19 protein-coding genes are annotated in these 24,407 nt (G+C 55.7%); 7 read left to right on the top strand and 12 right to left on the bottom strand.

Translation table 11 applies throughout. From position 1 onward, the window contains the following. Nucleotides 1–51 precede the first annotated feature (51 nt). Nucleotides 52–1,878 carry a DUF1631 family protein gene (locus MARLIPOL_RS08145; protein WP_012137577.1) on the top strand — a complete coding sequence of 609 codons (1,827 nt, stop codon included), beginning with the start codon at nt 52–54 and terminating at the stop codon, nt 1,876–1,878. A 71-nt stretch (nt 1,879–1,949) separates the two neighbouring features. Here MARLIPOL_RS08145 and MARLIPOL_RS08140 read toward each other — a convergent pair whose 3' ends face one another. The 7 genes from MARLIPOL_RS08140 to gloB form a co-directional block, all read right to left on the bottom strand. Then, complete coding sequence (locus tag MARLIPOL_RS08140; RefSeq protein ID WP_012137576.1) at nt 1,950–2,735, bottom strand: enoyl-ACP reductase FabI; 786 nt, start codon at nt 2,733–2,735, stop codon at nt 1,950–1,952. A 65-nt stretch (nt 2,736–2,800) separates the two neighbouring features. After that, complete coding sequence (locus MARLIPOL_RS08135; protein WP_012137575.1) at nt 2,801–4,402, bottom strand: ABC transporter ATP-binding protein; 1,602 nt, start codon at nt 4,400–4,402, stop codon at nt 2,801–2,803. 1 nt (nt 4,403) lies between these two features. Further along, complete coding sequence (locus MARLIPOL_RS08130) at nt 4,404–5,423, bottom strand: ABC transporter permease (RefSeq protein ID WP_036191114.1); 1,020 nt, start codon at nt 5,421–5,423, stop codon at nt 4,404–4,406. Nucleotides 5,424–5,429: 6 nt separating this feature from the next. After that, on the bottom strand, nt 5,430–6,515 hold the full coding sequence (locus MARLIPOL_RS08125) for a microcin C ABC transporter permease YejB (protein ID WP_012137573.1): 1,086 nt from the start codon (nt 6,513–6,515) through the stop codon (nt 5,430–5,432). Between the two features lie 42 nt (nt 6,516–6,557). Continuing rightward, on the bottom strand, nt 6,558–8,381 hold the full coding sequence (locus tag MARLIPOL_RS08120) for an extracellular solute-binding protein (protein WP_012137572.1): 1,824 nt from the start codon (nt 8,379–8,381) through the stop codon (nt 6,558–6,560). Nucleotides 8,382–8,461: 80 nt separating this feature from the next. Beyond that, nucleotides 8,462–10,174 (bottom strand): lytic transglycosylase, encoded by a 1,713-nt coding sequence (locus MARLIPOL_RS08115; protein ID WP_012137571.1) that lies wholly within the window; start codon nt 10,172–10,174, stop codon nt 8,462–8,464. A gap of 153 nt (nt 10,175–10,327) precedes the next feature. Then, nucleotides 10,328–11,122, bottom strand: coding sequence for a hydroxyacylglutathione hydrolase (gene gloB / locus MARLIPOL_RS08110; protein ID WP_012137570.1), 795 nt, complete (start codon nt 11,120–11,122; stop codon nt 10,328–10,330). 96 nt (nt 11,123–11,218) lie between these two features. Between gloB and MARLIPOL_RS18300 the strand changes: the two genes are divergently transcribed. The 4 genes from MARLIPOL_RS18300 to MARLIPOL_RS08095 all read left to right on the top strand — a co-directional run bounded on the left by MARLIPOL_RS18300 (nt 11,219) and on the right by MARLIPOL_RS08095 (nt 15,048). Then, the gene (locus MARLIPOL_RS18300) at nt 11,219–12,031 is read left to right on the top strand and encodes a class I SAM-dependent methyltransferase (RefSeq protein ID WP_012137569.1); all 813 of its coding nucleotides are present in this window, start codon (nt 11,219–11,221) and stop codon (nt 12,029–12,031) included. Then, nucleotides 12,021–12,464, top strand: coding sequence for a ribonuclease HI (gene rnhA / locus MARLIPOL_RS08105; RefSeq protein WP_012137568.1), 444 nt, complete (start codon nt 12,021–12,023; stop codon nt 12,462–12,464). The genes MARLIPOL_RS18300 and rnhA overlap by 11 nt, the downstream gene beginning before the upstream one ends. A gap of 17 nt (nt 12,465–12,481) precedes the next feature. After that, nucleotides 12,482–13,195 (top strand): DNA polymerase III subunit epsilon, encoded by a 714-nt coding sequence (dnaQ, locus tag MARLIPOL_RS08100; protein ID WP_012137567.1) that lies wholly within the window; start codon nt 12,482–12,484, stop codon nt 13,193–13,195. A gap of 146 nt (nt 13,196–13,341) precedes the next feature. Next, entirely contained in the window at nt 13,342–15,048 is a 1,707-nt protein-coding gene (locus MARLIPOL_RS08095) for a hypothetical protein (RefSeq protein ID WP_012137566.1), read from the top strand. A 64-nt stretch (nt 15,049–15,112) separates the two neighbouring features. On the opposite strand, the gene MARLIPOL_RS08090 is transcribed toward MARLIPOL_RS08095, so the two are convergent. Next, complete coding sequence (locus tag MARLIPOL_RS08090) at nt 15,113–15,427, bottom strand: SCP2 sterol-binding domain-containing protein (protein WP_012137565.1); 315 nt, start codon at nt 15,425–15,427, stop codon at nt 15,113–15,115. Between the two features lie 227 nt (nt 15,428–15,654). Here MARLIPOL_RS08090 and sohB point away from each other — a divergent pair, with 227 nt between their 5' ends. Together sohB and MARLIPOL_RS08080 are read left to right on the top strand one after the other, a co-directional pair. Beyond that, on the top strand, nt 15,655–16,716 hold the full coding sequence (gene sohB / locus MARLIPOL_RS08085) for a protease SohB (RefSeq protein WP_012137564.1): 1,062 nt from the start codon (nt 15,655–15,657) through the stop codon (nt 16,714–16,716). A 25-nt stretch (nt 16,717–16,741) separates the two neighbouring features. Continuing rightward, nucleotides 16,742–17,740, top strand: a complete 999-nt coding sequence (locus MARLIPOL_RS08080) for a YhdH/YhfP family quinone oxidoreductase (RefSeq protein WP_012137563.1) — start codon at nt 16,742–16,744, stop codon at nt 17,738–17,740. A 93-nt stretch (nt 17,741–17,833) separates the two neighbouring features. On the opposite strand, the gene MARLIPOL_RS08075 is transcribed toward MARLIPOL_RS08080, so the two are convergent. The 4 genes from MARLIPOL_RS08075 to metH form a co-directional block, all read right to left on the bottom strand. Beyond that, nucleotides 17,834–18,337, bottom strand: a complete 504-nt coding sequence (locus MARLIPOL_RS08075) for a DUF934 domain-containing protein (protein WP_012137562.1) — start codon at nt 18,335–18,337, stop codon at nt 17,834–17,836. Next, nucleotides 18,330–19,982, bottom strand: a complete 1,653-nt coding sequence (locus tag MARLIPOL_RS08070) for a nitrite/sulfite reductase (protein WP_012137561.1) — start codon at nt 19,980–19,982, stop codon at nt 18,330–18,332. Before MARLIPOL_RS08070 ends, MARLIPOL_RS08075 begins: the two co-directional genes overlap by 8 nt. A gap of 313 nt (nt 19,983–20,295) precedes the next feature. After that, nucleotides 20,296–20,535, bottom strand: coding sequence for a DUF2970 domain-containing protein (locus MARLIPOL_RS08065; protein WP_012137560.1), 240 nt, complete (start codon nt 20,533–20,535; stop codon nt 20,296–20,298). A 23-nt stretch (nt 20,536–20,558) separates the two neighbouring features. Next, on the bottom strand, nt 20,559–24,257 hold the full coding sequence (gene metH / locus MARLIPOL_RS08060; RefSeq protein WP_012137559.1) for a methionine synthase: 3,699 nt from the start codon (nt 24,255–24,257) through the stop codon (nt 20,559–20,561). Between the last annotated feature and the right edge of the window lie 150 nt (nt 24,258–24,407).

Below are 24,407 nucleotides of genomic sequence, written 5' to 3'. Positions count from 1 at the left end.
TACTGCGTCATTTGGTAACCCATTTCAACGCTTCTTACCTGCGGATGACGGATGTCTCAGAACCGGCCGAAAACGCCCGCAACACTGCCCCGTGAACTGTTCATGGAGAAGATCCCGGAGGTCCTTTCCGGCATTCGCGTTCCGGACCTACCGTATCCTGCCGGGACAGCGGGAGACGCTGCTGTCTGCGATTGGCGACCACTGTTGTTTTCCTGTTGGACGGAGCAACGGGATGAGCGCGTCATGCAGCTTGTTCGTTCGGTTTCCCTGAATTGGTCGGTACGTCAGATTAATGCTGCCTACGTGGCGGATCGGATTATGGATACCTTTGTCCATACCAGTGGTCTACACCCCGGGCTGGCCCGGCGGGTTGCACGCCTGCGCTTTTTCTTCGCCTGGAGGATGAGTGAGGAAGGTGCCAGTACGTTCAGCGAGGACGTTCTGGCCTGGTTGGATGGCCTTCAGGAATTTCGTGGCTGGAGTGCCTCCGGTGGCCGCTCTGCCAGGGCGTTGCTGGATCAGCTGGATTCCCTGGTCATTTCTGTATCTGCATGTTTTGAGACCGGGGCCCTGGAACCCCTGGAGGCATTCTGCCGGGATTGGCAGGCTGACTCGGAGAAACGGGCCCAGCAAGTATCGCGGCTCCGGCAACGTCTTCTTGAAACCGAGATGGGGGCGGCCAGGCAACGGCGTGCCGAGCAGACTGCCCGTGCCCTGGTGGGGCGTACCCTCAAGGGGCGACATCTACCCAGGCCAATAATCACCTTTATATTTGATCACTGGATGCTTCTGCTCAAGCAGGTGGTGTGGGCAGGTGAAGTGGACGGTGAGAACTGGCGGCATGGCAAGAAACTGTTGGAGTGGCTTGTTTGGATCGGCGATCCGGCGTTGTCCGACAAGGATCGCAATCGCCTGTATCACGTCGGCGAACAGATTGGTGATCGTATTCTGGATGTCTGGCATCGGGTTTTTGGGAAGCCACTGCCGGCAAAGGCTATTGAAGGCATTCAGTCAGTTATGATGGCGCGCCTCCGAAGGGAGATTCCGGATCTGATCGCTGCGTTACCGGACGAGACAGGCTTCTCCTGGGACGCTTCCTGGTTGTCTTTTAATGGCCCTGATTCCAAGAAAGTGGAAGGGCTTGAGGGGCAGTGGTTTGTTGAAGGGGAAGGTGCCGGGGAGCAGCGTCGATATTTCTTTGCGTTGCTGCCAGACACCGCAGAGATTCTGTGGACCAACGGTTCCGGGGTGAAGCTCGGGCTGCAACCCTGGCCATTGTTTGAAGCTGAAAGGCGCCAGGGAGACCTGCGGCCTTTGCCGGCATTAACGCCTTTTGGTCTCGTCCTGACCGAGGCGGTAAGTGCGCTTTCCGGCGTGCTCGAAAGGCAGAGAATATTGCGCGAGAAGGCCGTCAGGGAGGCCAGGAGCAGGGCCGCTGCGATCATGAAAGAGAAAGAGGCCGCAGAAACTAAACGAAGAGCGGAAGAAGTTAAGCGGCTGGCCGAGATCGACAGAGTCCGGCGTGAAGAGCACGAAAAACGGCTCGCCGACGAGCGTGCGGAACGGAAGAGGCTGGAACAGGAAAAGCTGACGGAAGGACAACGACTGGTAGACAGTATCAAACTGGGTGGGTGGATAACGTTTGATGAGAAGGACGCAAACGGTGATCCGGTAAGAATGAAGCTGGCTGTCCGGATCAATGCGTCAAACAAGCTGGTTTTCGTTGACCGACTGGGCCTTAACCGCCGAGAGTACCAGGGTAATGACCTGGTAGAGGCAATCGTTTCCGGGAGTGTGCGAGTACTGGGCAGCTCCGCTGAGTTTGACGAGACCCTAAGCCGTGTTGTGGGAAGGATACGGGTGGGCCGGAATTCGTAGGTCGGGCGTCGAGCCCTTGGAGAAACCGGTGAATGGCCCACCGGGTGTCATGACACCCGTGGGCAGCGAATTCAGTCTTCCAGTTCGCCCATGCCGGTAATATTGAAACCGGCGTCCACATACATGATCTCTCCGGTGATGCCACTGGCCATATCAGAACTCAGGAACGCTGCGGCGTTGCCTACTTCCGCTGTCGTCACATTGCGCCGCAGGGGTGCACGTTTGGCATTTTCCGCCAGCATGCGACGGAAGCTCTTGATGCCCGAGGCGGCCAGGGTCTTGATCGGACCGGCAGATATACCGTTCACCCGGATGCCTTCACGGCCCAGGCTGGCAGCCATATAACGTACGTTGGCTTCGAGAGAGGCCTTGGCCAGCCCCATCACGTTATAGTTCTGCAGTACCTTTTCGGCACCGAGGTAGCTCAACGTCAGCAGCGAGCTGTTCTCGTGCATCATGCTACGGGCACCCTTGGCGAGTGCGACGAAGCTGTAGGAACTGATGTCGTGGGCGATCTTGAAACCCTCGCGGGTTGTCACATCCACAAAGTTACCGTCAAGCTCATGGGCCGGGGCATAGCCCACCGCATGAATGATGATATCGATGGCGTCCCAGTGTTTCCCCAGCTCTTTGAAGACGTTCTCAATTTCTTCGTCACTGGCCACGTCACAGGGGAAGGTGAGTTGGCTACCCCATCCGTCAGCGAATTTTTCCACCCGGGACTGTAGCTTCTCATTCTGGTAGGTAAAGGCCAGTTCGGCGCCTTCACGGGCAAACGCTTCCGCGATGCCATAGGCGATTGAGTGTTTGCTGGCCACGCCAACGATCAGCGCTTTCTTGCCACTGAGTAATCCCATAGATTTTCTCCCTGTGTTCTCGGTTTGCATGCATTATCCCCGAAGTGATCCGATGGGGGTAACGCTCAATTGGTCGTAGGCTTTTGATAGAACAGTGCGGCGCTCAACAGTTCCTGAGTGTAGTCCTGTTTCGGTGCATGGAATATGTCAGTTGCATTTCCGTACTCGACCACCTTGCCGTGCTGGAGTACCAGCAGCTTATGGCTCAGTGCCCGAACCACCGATAGATCGTGACTGATAAAGATATAGCTTAGCTGATATCGGGCCTGGATATCCCGCAACAGATTGATGACCTGTTTCTGAACGGTGCGGTCCAGGGCTGAAGTGGGTTCGTCGAGTATGATCACTTCCGGTTGCAACACCAACGCCCGCGCGATGGCAATGCGTTGACGCTGGCCACCCGAGAATTCATGGGGATAGCGGTGCCTCGCTTCGGGGTCGAGGCCGACATCGACCAGTGCCTGGATGACTTTTCGGTCCTGCTCCTCTGGACTGGCGGGAGCATGGATTTCCAGTCCCTCGCGAACGATTTCAGCGACCGACATGCGGGGGCTGAGGCTGCCAAACGGGTCCTGAAAAACAATCTGCACGCGGCTGCGGTAGGGCCGAAACTGCTTCTGGTCCAGATGAGCCAGTTCCACACCATCCAGTCGAATACTGCCGGTGGCTCCCGTGAGCTTCAGCAATGCGTGACCGATGGTGGTTTTACCGCTGCCGCTTTCACCGACGATGCCCAGTGTTTCCCCGCGAGCAAGAGTGAAGCTGGTATCGCGGACGGCATGGAAGTAGCTGACAGTACGACCGAACAGGCTTTTTTTGGTGGTGAACCGGACATCCAGGTTATCGACTTCAAGCAGCGGCTTAACCGACTGATCCATACTGAGCGGAGCCACCGGAGGCTCGGCATCAAGCAGACGCTGGGTATAGGGGTGTTTGGCGTTGGTGAAAAGCTGTTCTGTGGGTGCCTGCTCCACGACCTTTCCCTGTTCCATAACCGCAACCCGATCTGCATAGCGGTGGACGATGGACAGATCGTGGGTGATCAGCAGGATTGCCATGCCGAATTCCTGTTGCAGGTTCCGCAACAACTCCAACACCTGACGTTGCACCGTGACATCCAGCGCAGTGGTGGGTTCGTCGGCAATCAGTAACTCCGGTTCATTGGCCAGGGCCATGGCAATCATAACGCGTTGTTTCTGGCCGCCGGACAGCTGATGGGGATAGCTGGACAGTCGCGTTTCCGGCGAGGGGATGCCCACCAATTCCAGCAGCTCTATGCACCGTTTTCGTGCCTGAGGGCCACGTAATCCCTTGTGCAGGGCCAGGGTTTCGCTAACCTGCTTTTCCACCGTGTGCAGCGGATTCAGAGACGTCATCGGTTCCTGAAAGATCATGCCGATGCGATGCCCTCGAATCTGTCGAAGCCGCTTATCGTTGGCTGTCAGCAGGTTTTCACCCTGGAAAAGAATTTGTCCCGACGGGTAATGAGCGTGCCGTTCATCCAGCAGGCGCAGGATGGAAAGCGCCGAGACGGATTTTCCGGAGCCGCTTTCACCCACCAGTGCCAGTGTTTCTCCCCGGTTGATATCGATGGAGAGACCATCGACCACCGGTTTGCCGTGGTCGAAATAGATAGAGAGGTCTGAGATTTCCAGAAGTTTGGACATATCAGTTCTTTCTCGGATCAAAGGCATCCCGTACAGCTTCACCGACGAACACCAGTAGGGTCAGCATCACGGAGAGGGATACGAAGGCGGAAATGCCTAGCCAGGGCGCGTGGAGATTGGCTTTGCCCTGAGCAATCAGTTCACCCAGGGAAGGAGACCCGGAAGGCAAGCCAAAGCCAAGAAAATCCAGCGATGTTAGCCCGGTTATAGCACCGGTGAGGATAAATGGCATAAAGGTCAGGGTGGCCACCATGGCATTGGGCAGAATATGCCGGAACATGATCTTGCGATTGCCCAGGCCCAGGGCGCGGGCTGCACGAACGTACTCAAAGTTGCGTGCCCTCAGGAACTCGGCGCGAACCACATCGACCAGCCCCATCCAGCTGAACAGCAGCATAATCCCAAGTAGCCACCAGAAGTTGGGCTGTACAATGCTGGACAGGATGATCAGCAGGTACAGCACCGGAAGCCCGGACCAGACTTCAATGAACCGTTGGCCGAGCAGGTCAATCTTGCCACCGTAGAAGCCCTGGATCGCGCCAACCGCAACCCCGACAATGCAACTGGCAATGGTCAGTGTCAGCCCAAAGAGCACCGAGATGCGGAAACCGTAGATGACCCTGGCGGCGACATCTCGCCCCTGATCATCGGTTCCCAGCCAATTCTCGGAGCTGGGCGGCGCGGGCGAGGGCACATCAAGGTCATAGTTGATGGTGTCATAACTGAAGCGGATCGGTGGCCAGAGCATCCAGCCATTGGCCTTGATCTCGTCAGCAATAAAGGAATCACGGTAATCCGCCTCAGATGGCAGAAAGCCACCAAAAGTCTCCTCGGGCACGGCTTCTGCGACGGGAAAATACAGATCGCCCTGATAGGACACCACCAGCGGCGCATCGTTCGCGATCAGCTCCGCAACCAGGGACAGTCCGAACAACGCCAGGAATATCCACAGGGACCAGAATCCACGGCGATTATTGCGGAAGTTCCGTAGCCTCCGTTGTTGGATGGGGGTGAGTGACATCATGGTTCAGGCACCCTCCCGGCTTTCAAAGTCGATGCGCGGATCCACCAGGACATAGGTGATGTCGCTGATCAGTTTCAGTACCAGACCCATCAGCGTGAAAATATAAAGTGTGCCGAAGATCACCGGGTAGTCCCGGTTCAGGGCAGCTTCGAAGCCCAGTAGACCGAGGCCGTCGAGGGAGAAGATGACTTCGATTAGCAGCGAGCCGGTAAAAAACAGAGACACCAATACTCCGGGCAGGCTGGCGATCACGATGAGCATGGCGTTACGGAACACATGGCCATAGAGCACCTGTTTCTCTTCCAGACCCTTGGCTCTAGCGGTCACCACGTACTGCTTACTGATCTCGTCAAGGAAGGAGTTCTTGGTCAGCAGCGTCAGCGTAGCAAAGCCGCCAATCACGTTGGCAGTCACAGGCAGTGCCAGGTGCCAGAAATAATCCCCGATTTTCTGGTACCAGTTGAGTTCGTCAAAGTTGGTAGAAGTAAGGCCGCGCAGGGGAAACCAGTCGAAATAGCTGCCGCCAGCGAAGAGGACGATCAGCAGGATAGCGAAGAGGAAACCGGGAATGGCGTACCCAACGACAATGGCGGAACTGCTCCAGACGTCAAATCGTGAGCCATCGGTGACGGCCTTGCGAATGCCCAGAGGGATTGAAATCAGGTAAATGATCAGCGTGGACCAGAGGCCGAGGGAGATGGATACCGGCATCTTGTCGAGGATCAGCTCGAGAACGGTACGTTCCCTGAAAAAGGACTCGCCAAAATTGAAGGTTGCGTAATCCCCGAGCATCTTGAAAAACCGCTCATGGGCCGGCTTGTCAAAGCCGTACATGACCTCAATTTCCTTGAGCAGCTCCTCGGGAATACCGCGCGAGCCCCGACTGTCACTGCTGGAAGAGGCCACCTCACCGCCGCTGCTTCCGCCGCTGGCACGGGCCAGTGCACCGCCGCCATGGCCCTCCATTTCAGCTATCAGTTGCTCGACCGGCCCGCCCGGTGCTGCCTGTACGATCACGAAATTGAGCAGCATGATTCCGATCAGGGTCGGGATAATCAGTGCCAGCCGTCTTAGTATGTATACGCCCATCTAGTGGAGCCCTTTCACCGTTGCGTTGATCACAATCATTGGTCAGGGTTGAATCCACCAGTTATCGATATCAATACCGTTCTTTGGTGTTTGTTCAGGGCGTTCGAGGTGGCCCCAGTAAGCAATGCGGTCGCGTGGCAGGTACCACTGCGGAATCACGTAATGTCCGTGTAGTAAGACGCGATCCAGCGCACGTACCCGGTTGACCAGTTCCTCACGATCCGGAGCCTGAATAACCTTGTCGACCAATTCGTCCACGACCGGGTCGCTCACGCCCATGTAGTTCCTGGAGCCGTGCACATCGACATTGGAAGAGTGCCAGTACTCTCGCTGTTCATTGCCCGGCGAATCAGACTGGGGTAGCACCTGGGTAATGACGTCGTAATCGAACTGCCGCACTCGCTGGATGTATTGATTGGTATCGACCAGGCGCACGGACACATCGATGCCCAGTCTTTCCAGATTGTTTTTCAGGGGGAGCACGATGCGCTCAAAATTCTTCTGGTGCAGTAATACTTCAAACGACAGTGGCCGGTCGTTGCTGGTATTCACCATTTTACCGTCCTGAATGTCATAACCGGCTGCCTTGAGCAACTGCATTGCCTTGCGTAAATTGTTCCGCAGGCCATTTTTGCCATCAATAACCGGCGGCTTGTAGGCTTCCTTGAACACATCCTCTGGAAGCTGGTCACGGTATTGGTTCAGTATCTCGAGTTCCCGGCCCTCGGGCAGGCCGGTCGAAGCCAATTCACTGTTTTCGAAATAGCTCTTTGTACGGGTGTACTGGCCGTAGAAAAGGTTCTTGTTGGCCCACTCGAAATCAAAGGCATAGGACAAAGCCTCACGTACCCTTGGGTCCGAGAATTTTGCTTTGCGGGTGTTCAGAACAAACGCTTGCATACCGGCGGGACGTTGATGCTCGATAGCTTCGGTAATAATGGTGTTGTTCTCGAACTTGTCACCGGAATAGGCGGTGGCCCAGTTTTTTGCCGATGGTTCGATGCGGAAATCAAAATTTCCGGCCTTGAATGCTTCCAGGGCGACGGTGTCGTCGGAGTAGTAGTCGAAGCGGATATTGTCGAAATTAAATCGACCTTCTCGCGTGCCCAGGTCTTCTGCCCAGTAGTCTTGCACCCGTTTGAAGGTGATGGATCGACCTGCTTCGAACTCACCGATTTTGTAGGGCCCGCTACCCAGCGGCGGTTTCAGGCCATTACGATCAAATTCACGACCGTCCCAGTAATGGGCCGGCATGATCGGCATCTGGCCAAGAATCAGTGGAAGTTCGCGGTTGTCGGTGTCACCGAAGTCAAAGCGTATTCGATGGTCTCCCTCAACGGTCACCTTGCTGACGTCGGCATAGTAATTCCGGTAGAACGGATGGCCTTCCTTCGTGAGGATGTCAAAGGAGAATTTGACGTCTTCTGCGGTAATGGGATGACCGTCATGGAAGCGGGCTTCTTTACGGAGATTGAAAATGACAAAGCGACGGTCTTCTGGAGTCTCAAGAGACTCAGCAATCAAACCATAGGCGCTGAAGGGTTCGTCACCGGAGGACTCAAGGAGGGTGTCATACAGGTAGCTACTTACACCCGCGGCGGCAACGCCACGGACTACAAAGGGATTGAAGGAATCGTAGCCGTTGGCGACGACAGCCATGCGCAATGTGCCGCCTTTGGGGGCCTCGGGATTGACGTACTCAAAATGACTGAAATCTTCGGGGTATTTTGGTGCGCCATGCATGGCGATAGCGTGACGAACTTCGGCACCGGAATCCGCTGCCAGGACAGGAAGCGGAGCAGTAAGGAGAACCAGGGTCAGGGCACAAAACGACGTAAGGGTTGAGGCTGTCCGTGTTTTTGTCATAGATCTCGCACGTTTTGGTGAATCGTCCAGGAACAATGATTGTTTTTATTCCCCCGGCCCTCCTGCCGTCGGCGACAGAATCAGGGGCTGTTCCTGATATCTACGTAGAGTACCAGACTTTGGCCCGGCTGGAGATAACGGGCTGAGTTAAGGTCATTCCAGCTTGCGATATCGCGCACATTTACCGAAAACCGGCTGGCAATCGCCGACAGGGAATCACCCTTGCGAACCCGGTAGCCGACTTTACGGACCATTGCCTGGCCCCGATTATTGCTGGCGACAGTCTTTGGCTGGCTGGCCTGTGACCAGATGACGATCTTCTTGCCTGGGATCAGGGGATCACCCGGCGCCATATTGTTCCAGGCGGCTACCTCGCGAACGGTGACCCGATGTTCGCGGGCAATATCCCAGAAAGTATCTCCGCGCCGGATAGTATAGTTGACCCGGCTGCCGCTACGATTGCGTGACTGCTTTTTCTCCAGGCGCTGGCTCGCGCTGAGGGCGTACTCGTCGGTACTCTTGCTGGCGGAGGGAATCATCAGGCGTTGCCCAATGCGGATCATGTCACTGTTAAGGTTGTTGACCCTGCGAATGACCGAAGTTGTTGTGGAGAATTTCCGGGCGATGGTGCTCAGGTTGTCTCCGGAGACAACCTGATAGTTTTGCCAGGAGACACGATCTTTTGCAGGGATCTTGCTCAGAGCCACCCTGAAAGTGCTGGCGTTCTCCTTGGGGACCAACAGGCGATGGGGGCCATCTGGAGCTGTCGCCCAGCGGTTGAACGAAGGGTTGAGCAGGTAGATTTCCTCGACATCAACACTGGCGAGCTCTGCGGCTTGGGCCAGATCCATTTGCGAACCCGTTTCCACCACTTCGAAGTAAGGTTCGTCATCCAGCGCCGGTAGTTCAACGCCATAGTCTTCCGGCTTATCAAAAATTTTGGCGAGTGCAATCAGCTTGGGCACATAGTGCGTTGTTTCCCGGGGAAGCTTGAGTGACCAATAATCTGTAGACCTGTTGGCATTACGGTTGCGGCGCATGGCTTTGGATACTGTGCCGCCACCGCTGTTATAAGCGGCCAGGGCAAGGGTGTAATCGCCGTCGAAGCGTTTCGCGAGTCGATCCAGGTAGGTCAGTGCCGCATCCGTCGATGCAAGAATGTCTCTGCGGTCGTCATGCCACCAGCTCTGGGTCAGTCCGAAGTATTTTCCAGTACTCGGGATAAACTGCCATAGTCCTGACGCCCGGCCGTGGGAGTACGCAAAAGGATCAAAAGCACTTTCGACAACCGGAAGCAGTGCAAGCTCGGTCGGTAGCCCACGCTTTTCGGTTTCCGAGATGATGTAGTGCAGGTAGCGGCTGCCACGCTTGACGACCCGGTCGATGTATTTGGGGTGTTTCCGATACCAGTCCAGTTGGGCCTTGACCCTCGGGTCCGTTATATCGTGGTCGAGTTTGAAGCCGGCGCGAAGACGGTGCCACAGGTCGACGCCTCCGTTAGCATTGTCGTCGACATGATCCGATGGCGAGTCCAGCTTTGTCCTGGCAACTTCAGCTGCCGCTTTCAGCTCAGGGGAGATGGCTTCGTCAAGTTCGGTTCGGGAGCTGCCCTGGCTGTCGCCGTGTTCCACAGCCGTCTTGAGTTCCTGGTCACCGGCAGCGACGGTCATTTTTTCTGAATTCAGTGGGTTGCCGTCGGAGGAGGCTCGGTCGGGCGCGTTGTTATAGAAGCTGGCGCAGCCGCCCATTACGGCGCTGGCGAAGACAATTGCAGATATTCGTCTGACCGACATAATAATACTTCCGACTGGCTGACTATGCCGGGTGTGTAGGAAAAACCGGCATATTTAATAAGTTATGGCAATAATTTTGAAAGGATTCTATGGGCGCGCCCAAAGGGGGTCAAGAAACCTCTCGTTACGTCATTGAGAGGATTTGTTAACCACCTAAAAGTGGTCCTTGCCATGTCGTACCGCCGCAAATACGTCGTCCTCGCTGTTTGATGGTAAACCGGTATCGGCACCGTACTCCCGGGCGGCGGCTATGACTGCCGGATCATCCCATCTGAGGAAGGGGTTGAGGCGTTTCTCGTCTTCGAGAATGGACGGAACGGTCGCCTTTCCATTGTCGCGAAGGGTGCGGCATTTTTCTTCGAACTCTCGGAGATTGTCGTCATCAGGAAGCCAATGACGGGCAAATGTCAGGTTGGCAAGTGTGTACTCGTGAGCACAATAGACTTTTGCGTCATCCGGGAGCTTGCGCAGCGTATCCAGGGACTGCCGCATCTGGGCAGGCGTGCCTTCAAACAGCCGGCCGCAGCCACACACAAACAGAGTGTCACCACAGAACAGTACCGGATGACCATCAACCTTTGATTCGGAAAAATAGGCAATGTGATCCAGGGTATGACCGGGAACACCGAGAACCTGGAACGTTATTGCATCCCAGACCACTTCATCACCGGGATGTACCGGCTCGGTAACCCCTTTGAAAGGGGATGTGGCAGGCCCGGTGATTCTGCAGCCAGGTACGTCTGATACAAGGGCGTTGACGCCACCAACGTGGTCCGGATGGTGGTGCGTGACCAATATGGTGTCGAGTGTCAGGTTGTGTTGCCTGAGATGAGCCCTGACGGGATCCGCCTGCCCGGGGTCAACGATGAGAGCTTTGCCGGAATCAGTGTTCGCAAGGCACCATATGTAGTTGTCATTGAAGGCAGGAATCGCGGTAATTGTCAGCATAGGGCCCTACATGTGCCAAGTGGATGTCCCTGTTATGATAATGCATTACGAAGACCGTCCCAAGGGCGGTCATTACATGGCCGGGGACAGACCGTAATGGCATCAAGCGAACCCGTTGATTTTTCGTTACGACACGATAGCTTTGAACGCTGGTATCAGACGCCTCTTGGTCGTGCGTTGCTGGCCGACCAGCGTGCTTGTGTTGATCACCATCTTCGAAACCTTACGGGAGCCAGGCAGTTGCAAGTGGGGATCAGCCATCGTGTTCCGCTGGCCAGCAGTACCGATTTTTCACAGAAGATAGTGACAACCCCAAAGTGGGGGGCGGCTATTCCAGAAGGGGTGGCGGTGTGTGATGCCGATGAGTTGCCATTTCCCGGTGACTCTATGGACCTGGTGATTCTTCATCACACTGCAGACTTTTCTCCCCATCCCCATCAGGTGTTGCGGGAAGCGTCACGCGTCCTGCGCGGAGAGGCCACTATCTTGTTGATCGGGTTCAACCCGGTCAGCGTCTGGGGAGCGCGCCGATTATTATCGCGGTCAAGGACGGGGCCGTGGGGCGGGCGATTCCTGATGAAAAGTCGGATGGAAGACTGGCTCAGGTTGCTGGACTTTTCGGTTGAATTCTCCCGCTCGTGTTTTTATCGTCTGCCGATACAGAAGCCCGTTTCCGAACGGCGCCAGAGTCTGCTTGAGCGGGTATGTGGAAACGGGATCCTGCCTATTGGTGCCTATTACTGTATCGTCGCCAGAAAGCGGGTGTGTTCACGTATTCCCCGCCGCCCCGTGTGGAACAAGCAAAAAGTCATTACACTGCCGGGTTCCGGGACCGTGGGTGTGTCCCGGGGGTGCGCCAGTCGCATCAGTATCAAATCAAGACAGTCAGGGAGTTGTAATGACCGGTAAGGTTGTTCTTTATACCGATGGTGCCTGCAAGGGTAATCCGGGGCCCGGTGGATGGGGCGTGGTTCTCCGGTATGGCGATGCCAGGAAAACCCTGCATGGTGGTGAGCGGCAAACCACCAACAACCGCATGGAACTGATGGCCGCGATCCGTGGGCTGGAAACGCTTAAGCGCGCTTGTGAGGTGGAACTTTTTACCGATTCCCAGTACGTGCGCAAGGGCATAACGGAATGGATGGCCGGCTGGAAACGCAACGGCTGGAAAACCGCCGCGAAGAAACCGGTAAAGAATGAAGACTTGTGGCGGGAACTGGATGATCAGGTTGCCCGCCACAAAGTAAATTGGCATTGGGTCAAGGGGCACTCCGGCGTTCCGGATAACGAACTGGCGGATGAGTTGGCCAACCGGGGTGTTGAAGAGTTGGCTAATACGTAGTCAGAGACAGGGTGAGCATGAGACAGATAGTACTGGATACTGAAACCACGGGTATTGATCCTTCGGAAGGTCATCGCATTATCGAGATTGGCTGCGTTGAAATGATGGAGCGGCAGCTGACCGGTCGTAACTATCACGTGTACATCAATCCCGAGCGTGAGGTAGAGGCGGAAGCCATTACCGTCCACGGAATCACCAATGAGTTCCTGGCGGACAAACCGGTGTTTTCCGAAATCGCCAATGAGTTCTTTGAATTCATCAAAGGGGCCGAACTGGTCATTCACAACGCAGCGTTTGACGTCGGGTTCATGGATTCCGAGTTCGCGAGACTGAAGCCCTTGCGAAAAACCGCCGACCATTGCGGTGTTGTGGATTCTCTTGCCATTGCTCGAAAAAAACATCCGGGTCAGAAGAACAGCCTCGATGCCCTGTGCAAACGTTATGGCGTCGACAACAGTAACCGTGAATTGCACGGGGCACTGCTGGATGCCGAGATTCTGGCCGATGTCTACCTGCTACTGACCGGCGGTCAGACCGCGCTTTCCCTGGATGCGGGAAGTGACGACAACGGTGGTGTTGACGGCATACGTCGTTTGGCGGCAGAGAGAAATCCGCTGAAAGTTCTCAAGGCATCCGAAGAAGAGCAGGCCGCTCATGATGCGTTTATGGAAGTTCTGGCCAAGCAGGCGGGCGGTACTGTCTGGGGGCGTATGGACGGTCCCGGGGAATAACATGGTCGCGGATCCGGAATGAGAACTGGATCAGCCTGTACTATTTGTTACATTCCTGATTTCTTGAGCAACTTGAGTTTTGTGTTATAAGTACCTATTCCAAGAACAGGGCGCGGTAGTTTCCGCGAAGTTAACAGGAAGCGTTTATGGTTCAATCGTCTTTGGCGACGAAGTCACAATCCTTTGATCTGGTCAAAAGTGAAATTGAGCAGACCATAAAGCAGGCCGAGTCCAGCCTTGAACGCTTTCAGGAAAATCGTGAGAGTGGCGAAGACCTCCAGAACTGCGTGGATTTTCTGAACCAGCTTCGCGGTATCTTCATTCTTGTCGAGCTACGCGGTGGTATCCTGCTGTGCCAGGAGGCCGTCACGATGGCGAACGATGTACCCGTCGGCGCCAACGACGACAAGAACATTCTGCTCACCACCCTTAACAGCGCTTTATTTATCCTGCGGCGATACGTCGAGTACTATCACCAGCAACGCGTGGATCACCCGGAACTCTTGTTGCCGGTCATCAACGACTTGCGGGAGGCTCGCAAGGAGAAGCCATACCCGGAATCCTGCTTCTTTGACATTGACGTCAGAAAGCGACCGGACTTCTGTTCCGGGATGTCATTACAACCGTTTGAGGGTAATGAGGCCGAGTACGAGATTCTGGCCCGTCGGATGAGGTTAACCTTTCAGGTGGCCCTGCTGGGCATGTTGCGGGAGCGGAATGAGGTTGTCAGCCAAAAGCTGTTCGGTCGCGCGGCTCGGGGGTTGGCTAGAGTCTGTCGCGGAACGCCAATGGGGGGAATGTGGTGTTTGGCGTCCATCGTCGCGGACACCATGCTCGACCGGGCAATGCCGTTCACAAAGGCGCGCAAGCGCATGTTCATGCGTATCGAGAAGTACGCCAGGGAAGTGGTATACGTCGGAAAAGTATCAACTTCCAAGGATGCCCCGGACTCGCTGATCCGCGATATGATTTATGTGCTCTATCGCAGCGGCTCCGGAAATCCGGAGGTGACGAACATTCTCTCCGCGTATCGATTGACGCCTGCGGAATTTCCAGACTCCATGCTGGAGGCCCATGCCCGCAGGCTTTATGGACCCGGGGCCGACGTTCTCAAGTCCCTGTCAGAAGCCTTGCAGGAGGAGCTTAACCAGCTCAAGGACAAGCTCGACATTATTGAGCGTGGAATTGAACCAGACCTGGCGGAATTCTCATCCATTGCGGAAACCCTTGAGCGTCTAGGCAACACCCTGGTCATGCTGGACCTCAATCAACTGGCTGGCAAGTGTCGTGGAGAAGCGAGCCGATTGCGTAGTTGGGAATCCGAGTCCCGTTCTCCAAGTGAGGATGAACTTTACGCGTTGGCGGACTCTGTGCTGGGTATTGAAGATGCGATCATGCAGATCGTTACCCGGGGCATTACCTCGGAGACGGATTCCCTGGCAGCAGGTGATCGAAAGCGTGATGAGTCCCTGTATCTTCAGGAAGCGACGTACGTTGTTGCCGATGAGGCTCGCAGTGCGCTGACCCTGGCCAAACGCGCTATTACTGCCTTTATTGAGTCTGATTATGACAGGATGCACCTGGCCAATCTTCCAGGCACGCTTCACAGCATTTGGGGTGGCTTGCACATGGTTGGTGATCCCGGCGCGGCAGGCGTTCTGGAGCGTGTTGCTGCATCAATCCAGGCGCGCCTTCTGGATTCCCGGGAGGCGCCGTCGCCCCAGGTGCTGGAAGCTCTGGCCGATGCGCTGACATCCCTTGAGTATTACATCGAGAGCATTGGTAAGCGAGAAGATCGCAACGCCGACCTACTTCGTCTCGCCGAATCGTCAATGAACGACGTAGGCCTGTAGAAAGATATAAAAAACCCCTGCTGCACGGCGGGGTTTTTTTACAGGTCTGTCTGTCCGGGCCGATTCAGCCCATCTTGAACAGTTCACCCAGCTTGGTAGCCAGCATCATGTCGCCTTCGGCGCGCAGTTGACCAGCCATGAATGCCTGCATGCCATCAGTTTCGCCTGACACAATGCCCTGCAGGGTTTCAGAGTTCATGATCAGGGTTACGGAAGGATCGTCGTTCGCACCTTCGTGGAGTTTGCAGGTGCCATCGTTGATGACCAGATGGTAGGTTTTGTCATCTTCGATATCGAACTGGAATACCAGATCCAGGCCTTCGGCTGCGTCTGCGTTGAAATTCTGTTCGAGTTTGTCAAATACCTGAGCTACAGACATTATTTTACCCTTATTGGTGATTGTCATGGCTTGGTGACGGCTTGACGCCCCTGGCAGTGAGCCTGTTCCGGAAGGCCAGGGTTAGCCGACGTAGCCATTCGACTTTATGGTGCCGACCTGGCAGTGTCAAGCTCGATCGAACGCTTGTTTTAAATTTCTATGTTGCTTACCTCAATGAGACCTGTAAGTTACAATCTGCGCTTTGAAAATCAGGCTGGAGAAGCAATTTGGAATTTCTGACAGAGTTCGGTTTATTCGTCGCCAAGGCCGTGACGCTGGTCATTGCAGTGGTCGTGGTTATCTCGGTTGTTATGTCAGCAGCCCAAAGGGATAAAGGAGACGACGGTGAAGGGGAGTTGCGGGTTCGCAAGCTTAACGAAAAGTACCGCAAGCTCAGGGAATCACTCCAGGCCCGTCTACTCTCGGACCATGAACGTAAGGCCTGGGACAAGAAGCATAAGAAAGAAGAGAAAGCCCGGGCCAAGGCGGAAAAGGATAAAGTGAAAGCCGGAGAAGGCCAGGCCGATACCAGGAAACGGGTGTTCGTCCTGGATTTCGATGGTGACATCAAGGCAAGTGACACCGATCCGCTCCGCAGGGCGGTGACGGCGGTATTGAGCGTGGCAGATCCGGCCAGGGATGAAGTTGTGATACGGCTTGAGAGCGGCGGTGGTCTGGTGCATTCCTACGGGCTGGCTGCGGCGCAGTTGGACCGGATCCGCAGCAAGGGCCTGCACCTGACCGCCTGCGTGGATAAAGTGGCCGCCAGTGGCGGTTATATGATGGCCTGTGTCGCGGATCGTATCGTGGCATCCCCCTTCGCCGTACTTGGTTCCATCGGTGTCGTTGCCCAACTTCCGAATTTCCACCGCTTCCTCAAAAAGAATGACGTGGATTTCGAAGTCCTCACGGCTGGTGAGCACAAGCGCACGTTGACGGTATTTGGTGAAAATACCGATAAAGGCCGGCAGAAATTCCTGGAAGACCTCGAAGACACCCATGTGCTCTTCAAGGAGTACGTCAGTGAACGCCGCCCGGGCCTCGACATCACGGCCGTAGCGAATGGCGACATTTGGTTTGGTCGCCGTGCAATGGATGTAAATCTGGTCGACGAAATCAAAACATCCGACGAATATCTCATTGATGCCTGTGAAAGTGCAGACGTAATCTCAGTGAGCTACCAGCGCAAACGGACCTTGCCGGAAAAGCTTGGCCTGGCGACCAGCGCAGCCCTTGAGCACACCGTGTGGAAAGTGTTGGGCGCGTTTCGCAACCAGAAAATCCAATAGCTGATACAGACAAACGGGGACCAGTATGACAACAACGACCAAATTCAAATCCTGGCGTGTCCAGGAGCAGGGCGGAGAATACACTGGCAGTGAACAGACAGTCTCGACCAGCGACCTGCCGGCCAATGAAGTACTGATCAAAGTCAGTCACTCGTCCCTGAACTACAAGGACGCACTGTCCGCTTCCGGCAACAAGGGCGTCACCAGAAACTTTCCCCACACCCCCGGCATCGATGCTGCCGGTGAGGTCATCGAATCCGCTTCTGGTGAGCCAGTTGTTGGCAGCAAGGTTATCGTGACCGGTTACGACCTGGGCATGAACACCGATGGCGGATTTGGCGAGTACGTCCGCGTACCGGCGTCCTGGTGTGTCGCCCTGCCGCAAGGTTGGAATGGCCGCACTGCCATGATCTATGGCACTGCCGGCCTGACAGCCGGCCTGTGCGTCCAGAAATTGCTCCAGATGGGTGCCAGCCCAGAACAGGGTAAAGTCGCTGTGTCCGGCGCCAGCGGCGCTGTCGGTAGTGTCGCGGTGGAATTGTTATCGAAACTTGGTTTTGACGTGGTCGCTATCAGCGGCAAACAGGATCACGCTGACGAACTGAAGGCCCTGGGAGCCTCAGAGGTCGTTGGCCGTGAAGCCCTGGCCGCGGAGAAAAAGCCCATGCTCAAGCCCGTATTCGCCAACGCCGTGGACACCGTCGGCGGACAACCCCTGGCAGAACTGCTGAAACAGATCCAGCCAGGTGGTTCCGTATCCTGCTGCGGCCTGGTCGCCGGCCCGCAACTGGAGACCACAGTTCTGCCGTTCATCCTGCGGGGTGTGAATCTACTTGGCGTTGATTCGGTGGAAATCCCGCTGGCGGACAAAGCCGCTGTCTGGAAAAAGTTCGCTGGAGAGTGGGCCTGCCCGAAAACCGAAGCCTCCGCCCGTGATATCGGACGCGGTCAACTGGACGGCGCCCTGAGGGCGTTTTTGAAAGGAGAGTCGTCAGGAAAGATTGTGCTGGATCACGCTCTTTAAAGCGCTGTCGCTTTGAAGGGAAGGGCTGGCACAAAAGTCAGCGAGAACAAAGGGTAACTCGTTCCCCTTTGTTCGTCCCGGGAGTCAATAGATTCAGGAAGCGCGCCGACGAAATAGCGGCACATCGGTATCCGTAGCAGCCTGATACCCCTGACTGAAAAAGTTCAGAGCACGGGCAGCCTTGGACGCATCCTTATCTTCCCGCAACGCATAGCTATCAAAGCCACAACGCTTCATGAACTGCAACTGATCCAGCAGAACATCCCCGATCGCCCGCAGCTCATTCTCATAGCCAAAGCGCTCCCGCAACAGCCGCGCAATGCTGTAACCCCGGCCATCGGCAAACTTGGGAAAATTCACCGCAATCAGCGGCAGCTCATTGACCAGCCCCTCAAGAATCTCCGGCTCATCGTGGCTGTCGAACCAGACCCCGATATCATCACGGCCTTCAAAGTGCTCCTTGCCAGCCAGCCAAAGATCCGCTGGAATCAGTGCCGGCTGCTCAGGCATGTTCAGGGACTCACCATCCTCAGGACGGGAAACAACAACCCAGGAGTCCTGCTTGATGGCCCCGTCTTTAGTGATAACTTCAGGCATAGACCCGCTCCTTGAATGGCTCAATTCCGATTCGACGATAGGTTTCGAGGAAGGGCTCTTCCTCCTTCCGGTTGTCGACATAAACATCGATGATCTTGGCGATGACATCCGGCATGTCTTCCTGGGCGAAGGAAGGCCCGAGGATCTTGCCGATGGTGGCGTCATGATGTGACGAACCGCCGAGGCTCACCTGATAGAATTCTGCGCCTTTCTTGTCGACACCCAGAACACCGATGTTGCCAACGTGATGGTGGCCACAGGCGTTCATGCACCCGGAGATGTTCAGATCAATGTCCCCTAGGTCGTAAAGGAAATCCTTGTCGTCAAAGCGACGCTGTATGGATTCGGCCACAGGAATCGACTTGGCGTTGGCCAGGGCGCAGTAATCGCCGCCCGGGCAGCAAATGACGTCGGTCAGTGTATTGAGGTTGGCAGTTGCGAAGCCCATGGGCTCAATGCTCTGCCAGAGCTCAAACAGCTGGTCCTGGCGAACGTCAGCCAGCACGACATTTTGCTGGTGGGTGACACGGACCTCGCCAAAGCTGTATTGCTCTGCAAGCTCGGCAATCTGTTCCAATTGGGTGTCAGACACATCCCCGGGCGGTGTGCCGGTTTTCTTCATGGTCAGGGTGACGATGGCGTAACCCGGTTTCTTGTGGCTGTCGACATTGTGGCTGAGCCACTGATCAAACTGACGGTTATCGAAGCGCTGGGACGCCAGCAACTCAGTGGCGTTCTCCAGTGCATCGTAGGCGGGCTCAGTGAAGTAGCCCTGAATCCGTTCAATGGCTTCGCGGGTCAGGCGAGTGGGGGAGTCCTTGATATGGGACCACTCAGCTTCAACCTTCTCGGCAAAACCTTCCGGCGTCAGTGCCTTGACCAGAATTTTGATTCGCGCCTTGAATTTGTTGTCCCGGCGTCCGTAGCGGTTATAAACCCGCAATACAGCTTCCAGGTACGTCAGCAGGTCCAGCTCCGGCAGGAATTCGCGAATAACCGGACCGACCATCGGGGTGCGGCCGAGGCCACCGCCCACATGGACGCGGAAGCCGAGCTCCCCCTGATCATTACGCACCATCTGCAGGCCGATATCGTGAACCTGGATGGCCGCACGGTCGGTTTTCTCGGAAGCGTTGACCGCTACCTTGAACTTGCGGGGCAGGAAGGCAAATTCCGGGTGGAACGTGGACCACTGACGGATAATCTCGCAATAAGGTCTGGGATCAGCGACCTCATCGACCTGAACGCCGGAGAACTGATCCGTGGTGGTGTTGCGAATGCAGTTACCGCTGGTCTGGTTGGCGTGCATTTCCACTTCCGCCAGTTCCGCCAATATGTCCGGGACGTCTTCCAGCGCGGGCCAGTTCAATTGGACGTTCTGGCGGGTGGTGAAGTGGGCATAGCCTTTGTCGTAGTCACGGGTAACCCGTGCCAGACGGCGCAGTTGCTCGGACCGAAGCATGCCATAAGGGACGGCGATCCGCAGCATGGGCGCAAGACGCTGAACGTAAAGACCATTCTGGAGGCGAAGGGGAAGGAACTCGTCTTCGCTCAGCTCGCCAGCGAGAGCGCGCTCGGTCTGGTCTCGGAATTGGGCAACCCGTTCGGCTGCGATTTGCCGATCGTGTTCGTCGTATACGTACATAGTAAAACGTCCTGCTAAAACGCGTGGTATAAGGCATTATAGCCCTTTGAGGGGGGCAGAATATCACCGTGCATATATTCTTAAAATGATTATTTCCAAATATGTTTATCGATTTGGGTGATAATGAATTGCCAACAGGACTGGACGAATATCAATTCAGTGCTTAACTTAACCCTACAACAAAAACAGGTTTCAGGAGGTTTCCGGATGAAGAAAGGTACGCATTCCGATAGCAGTGTCGATGCCGTGGCTGCGGTATTACTGGTCATGCTGGTGGTGGCATTTGCCGTGGTCTGGGTAAGCGGGCAGTAGTCTACTGCCCGGATAGCACCAGTTTCACAACAAGGATCAGAGTCACAACGAAGCCGACAGTGAATAGCAGGCCCGCGATGATATAGGGAAGCGGGCTGTGGCTGGAGAAGTCCTCTTGCCGGCGCTTGTCCGACTGAACGCCGAATGCGCCGGCGATAATGCTTTGCATAATTTTCAGCACCCCTGGACGCACTGAAGGGGATTTCTCGTTCTTGTTGTCCTCTTTTCCTTCGTTTGTCATCAGAGTTATCCCGCTACAGTGAACTATTCTGCCGGATCATAGGCCAGACTGGGAGCCAGCCAGCGCTCGGCTTCCGCTTTTGATATTCCCTTGCGCTCAGCATAGTCTTCAACCTGATCCGCGCCAATCTTGCCGACGGCAAAGTACTTGGACTCGGGGTGAGCAAAGTACCAGCCGGATACCGCAGCTGTGGGATACATCGCAAAGTGTTCGGTTAATTCGATCCCGGCTTTGTCCGTTGCATCGAGCAGAGTGAACAACGTGGCCTTTTCGGTATGGTCGGGACAGGCCGGGTAACCGGGAGCCGGCCGGATTCCGCGATAGCGCTCGCGAATCAGGTCTTCGTTCGCCAGTTTCTCGTCCGTCGCGTAGCCCCAGAATTCCTGCCGAACCCGCTCGTGCATCCGTTCGGCAAACGCTTCCGCAAGCCGGTCAGCAAGGGCCTTCACCATAATGGCGTTATAGTCGTCGTTGCGGTCCTTGTACTCAACGGACAACTCTTCGGCACCAATTCCCGCAGTAACGGCGAAGCCGCCAACGTAATCGTTCTTACCCGAACCCTCGGGCGCTACAAAATCAGACAGAGCCATCATCGGCTTGCCGGGGGCTTTGTCATCCTGTTGTCGCAGGTGGTGCAGGGTGGTCAGCTCTTCGGTTCGCGACTCGTCTTTGAATACGACAATATCATCACCCCGACGTTGTGCCGGCCAGAATCCGATCACGCCCCGTGCAGAGACCCGTTTCTCATCGATCATCTGGTGCAGGATCTTCTGGGCGTCATCAAAGAGTGTTCGGGCTGCCTCGCCGCGCTTGGGGTCATCAAAAATGGCCGGGTATTTTCCGGAAATGTCCCAGGAGATGAAGAACGGGGTCCAGTCGATATAATCCACCAGCTCGTTAAGGTCAAAGTCCTCGAATACGCGGACACCGGTAAACGTCGGTTTCGCAGGCTGGTAATCCGTGAAGTCGATCTCGGGTGCGCGATCCCGGGCCTCTTTCAGGGACACCAGTTTTGTGCGCTCTCCACGATTCTTGCGACGTTCGCGGATTTCGTCGTATTCCTTGTGTGCGGCTTCAACAAAGGCAGGTTTGGCTGTGTCGCTGAGCAACTGGGAGGCCACGTTGACGCAGCGGGATGCATCTGACACATACAGGGCAATATCGTTCTTGTACTGCGGTTCGATTTTGACCGCTGTGTGAGCCTTGGAGGTGGTAGCGCCGCCGATCATCAACGGAATATGGAAGTCCAGGCGCTGCATTTCCCGGGCAACATGAACCATTTCGTCCAGAGACGGAGTGATCAGGCCGCTCAGACCGATGATGTCGACGTTTTCCTTTTTAGCCATTTCAAGGATCTTGTCGCAGGGCACCATCACGCCCATGTCGATCACTTCGTAGTTGTTGCATTGAAGCACGACACCTACGATGTTTTTCCCGATATCGTGGACATCGCCTTTTACGGTGGCCATCAGGATCTTGCCCTTGGCCTTCTGGCCCTCGGACTTTTCCGCTTCGATGAATGGAATCAGGTGAGCAACGGCCTGCTTCATCACGCGGGCACTCTTGACCACCTGTGGCAGGAACATCTTGCCGTCACCGAACAGGTCGCCGACCACGTTCATGCCGTCCATCAATGGGCCTTCGATCACTTCAATAGGATGTTCGGCCTCAAGGCGACAGTCTTCGGTGTCCTCGATAATGTAGCTGGTTATACCCTTGACCAGTGCATGTTCGAGGCGCTTTTGCACGGGCCATTCACGCCAGGCCAGATCCTCTTCCTGGGTTTTGCCGCCTTTACCCTTGAAGCGTTCGGCAATCTCCAGGAGGCGATCGGTGCCGTCGTCCCTGCGGTTAAGCACGACGTCTTCCACCAGTTCCTTGAGCTCCGGATCGATCTCATCATAGATCACCAGCTGGCCCGGATTCACGATGCCCATGTTCATCCCCGCCTTGATGGCGTGGTACAGGAACACGGAATGGATCGCCTCACGGACCACATCGTTGCCACGGAACGAGAATGACACGTTGCTGACGCCGCCAGAAATGCTGGCGTGGGGGAGGTTCTCCCGAATCCAGCGGGTGGCATTGATGAAGTCGACAGCGTAGTTGTTGTGCTCCTCGATGCCGGTGGCGATGGCAAAAATGTTGGGGTCGAAAATGATATCGCCCGGGTTGAAGCCAATGCCGGTAAGAACATCATAGGAGCGTTTGCAGATTTCTGTCTTCCGCTCATAGGTGTCTGCCTGGCCCTGTTCGTCAAAGGCCATAACAACCACGGCGGCACCGTAACGCATGCAGTCACGGGCGCGCTTGATAAACTCCTCTTCGCCTTCCTTGAGGCTGATGGAGTTCACCACCGCCTTACCCTGGATGCAGCGGAGGCCGGCTTCGATCACATCCCATTTGGACGAGTCGATCATGACGGGCACGCGGGAGATATCCGGTTCGGAGGCCACCAGGTTCAGGAAGGTCACCATGACCTCCTTTGAATCCAGCATACCTTCGTCCATATTGATATCGATGATCTGTGCGCCGTTCTCGACCTGATCACGGGCGACGCTAAGCGCTTCCTCGTACTGTTCTTCCTTGATCAGGCGCAGGAAGCGTTTGGAACCGGTTACGTTGGTACGTTCGCCGACGTTAATGAACAGGGTGTTCTCGTCTCCGGTGAACGGTTCCAGTCCGGACAGGCGTAGCGCCTTGGGGCGCTTCGGAATCTTGCGGGGGGGATACTTGGCCACCGCATTGGCAATGGCTTCGATATGGTCCGGGCGTGACCCGCAGCAGCCGCCGATAATGTTGAGGAAACCATCCCTGGCGAAACCTTCGATGATCTCGGCCATTTCTTCTGGCGTTTGGTCATACTCGCCGAATTCGTTGGGCAGACCCGCGTTGGGATGGGCGCTGACATAGGTTTCTGCCTTTGTGGACAGCTCTTCCACATAAGGACGCAGCGCATCGGCACCAAGCGCGCAGTTCAGGCCGACGGAAATGGGCTTGGCGTGAGCCACCGAGTTCCAGAAGGCTTCCGTGGTCTGCCCGGACAAAGTGCGGCCGGAGGCATCGGTGATGGTGCCGGAGATCATGATCGGCAGGGTAATGCCGCTGTCTTCAAAATATTGTTGGGTGGCGTAAATGGCTGCCTTGGCGTTCAGTGTATCGAAAATGGTCTCGATCAGGATCAGGTCTGAGCCACCCTCGACCAGACCTTCCACCGCTTCGTAATAGTTGTCCACCAGGGTCTGGAAATCGACGTTACGATAGCCGGGGTTGTTCACGTCCGGGGAAATTGAGGCAGTGCGCGAAGTGGGGCCCACAGCACCGGCTACAAACCGGGGCTTTGCCGGGTTCTTCGCGGTAAACTCGTCCGCGATTTCCCGCGCCAGCTTCGCGGCGGAAACGTTCAACTCCTTCGCGATGGATTCCAGCCCGTAATCCGCTTGTGACAGCTGGGTCGAGTTGAAGGTGTTGGTCTCAATGATGTCCGCGCCGGCATCCAGGTAATCCGCATGGATATTGCGGAGCAGGGCAGGCTGGGTCAGGTTCAGCAGATCGTTATTGCCCTGAACCTCCCGGTCGTAATCCGCAAAACGATCACCGCGAAACGCTTGCTCGTCCAGTTTCAGATTCTGGATCATGGTACCCATGCCGCCATCAAGGACAACAATGCGTTCCTGCAGGGCCTTGTGGAGTTGTTCAAGGCGTGTGGTGCGATCGGTCATAGCGTATTCCGGAAGTCGTGTTTAACGTCGTATTTAACTGAATGGCGCGGGATCATAGCAAAATTGCGGGATTCCGTCCCGGTACCGATGACGATAGTCAATTATTCACGTCAATAAGGGAAATTCATCATCGCTGTAAAGCCCGACTAT

The organism is Marinobacter lipolyticus SM19, from assembly GCF_000397065.2.
GTDB classification, from domain to species: Bacteria; Pseudomonadota; Gammaproteobacteria; order Pseudomonadales; family Oleiphilaceae; genus Marinobacter; species Marinobacter lipolyticus.
This window is presented reverse-complemented; position numbering and strand designations above follow the sequence as displayed.

What these genes read in the sequence shown, in the direction of transcription:
- MARLIPOL_RS08065 (WP_012137560.1), bottom strand. Translation starts at nt 20,535, where the DNA reads ATGACAAACGAAGGAAAAGAGGACAACAAGAACGAGAAATCCCCTTCA.
- MARLIPOL_RS08125 (WP_012137573.1), bottom strand. Translation starts at nt 6,515, where the DNA reads ATGGGCGTATACATACTAAGACGGCTGGCACTGATTATCCCGACCCTG.
- rnhA (WP_012137568.1), top strand. Translation starts at nt 12,021, where the DNA reads ATGACCGGTAAGGTTGTTCTTTATACCGATGGTGCCTGCAAGGGTAAT.
- dnaQ (WP_012137567.1), top strand. Translation starts at nt 12,482, where the DNA reads ATGAGACAGATAGTACTGGATACTGAAACCACGGGTATTGATCCTTCG.
- MARLIPOL_RS08140 (WP_012137576.1), bottom strand. Translation starts at nt 2,735, where the DNA reads ATGGGATTACTCAGTGGCAAGAAAGCGCTGATCGTTGGCGTGGCCAGC.
- gloB (WP_012137570.1), bottom strand. Translation starts at nt 11,122, where the DNA reads ATGCTGACAATTACCGCGATTCCTGCCTTCAATGACAACTACATATGG.
- MARLIPOL_RS08115 (WP_012137571.1), bottom strand. Translation starts at nt 10,174, where the DNA reads ATGTCGGTCAGACGAATATCTGCAATTGTCTTCGCCAGCGCCGTAATG.
- MARLIPOL_RS18300 (WP_012137569.1), top strand. Translation starts at nt 11,219, where the DNA reads ATGGCATCAAGCGAACCCGTTGATTTTTCGTTACGACACGATAGCTTT.
- MARLIPOL_RS08080 (WP_012137563.1), top strand. Translation starts at nt 16,742, where the DNA reads ATGACAACAACGACCAAATTCAAATCCTGGCGTGTCCAGGAGCAGGGC.
- MARLIPOL_RS08120 (WP_012137572.1), bottom strand. Translation starts at nt 8,381, where the DNA reads ATGACAAAAACACGGACAGCCTCAACCCTTACGTCGTTTTGTGCCCTG.
- MARLIPOL_RS08070 (WP_012137561.1), bottom strand. Translation starts at nt 19,982, where the DNA reads ATGTACGTATACGACGAACACGATCGGCAAATCGCAGCCGAACGGGTT.
- MARLIPOL_RS08090 (WP_012137565.1), bottom strand. Translation starts at nt 15,427, where the DNA reads ATGTCTGTAGCTCAGGTATTTGACAAACTCGAACAGAATTTCAACGCA.
- MARLIPOL_RS08075 (WP_012137562.1), bottom strand. Translation starts at nt 18,337, where the DNA reads ATGCCTGAAGTTATCACTAAAGACGGGGCCATCAAGCAGGACTCCTGG.
- metH (WP_012137559.1), bottom strand. Translation starts at nt 24,257, where the DNA reads ATGACCGATCGCACCACACGCCTTGAACAACTCCACAAGGCCCTGCAG.
- MARLIPOL_RS08130 (WP_036191114.1), bottom strand. Translation starts at nt 5,423, where the DNA reads ATGTCACTCACCCCCATCCAACAACGGAGGCTACGGAACTTCCGCAAT.
- MARLIPOL_RS08095 (WP_012137566.1), top strand. Translation starts at nt 13,342, where the DNA reads ATGGTTCAATCGTCTTTGGCGACGAAGTCACAATCCTTTGATCTGGTC.
- MARLIPOL_RS08135 (WP_012137575.1), bottom strand. Translation starts at nt 4,402, where the DNA reads ATGTCCAAACTTCTGGAAATCTCAGACCTCTCTATCTATTTCGACCAC.
- MARLIPOL_RS08145 (WP_012137577.1), top strand. Translation starts at nt 52, where the DNA reads ATGTCTCAGAACCGGCCGAAAACGCCCGCAACACTGCCCCGTGAACTG.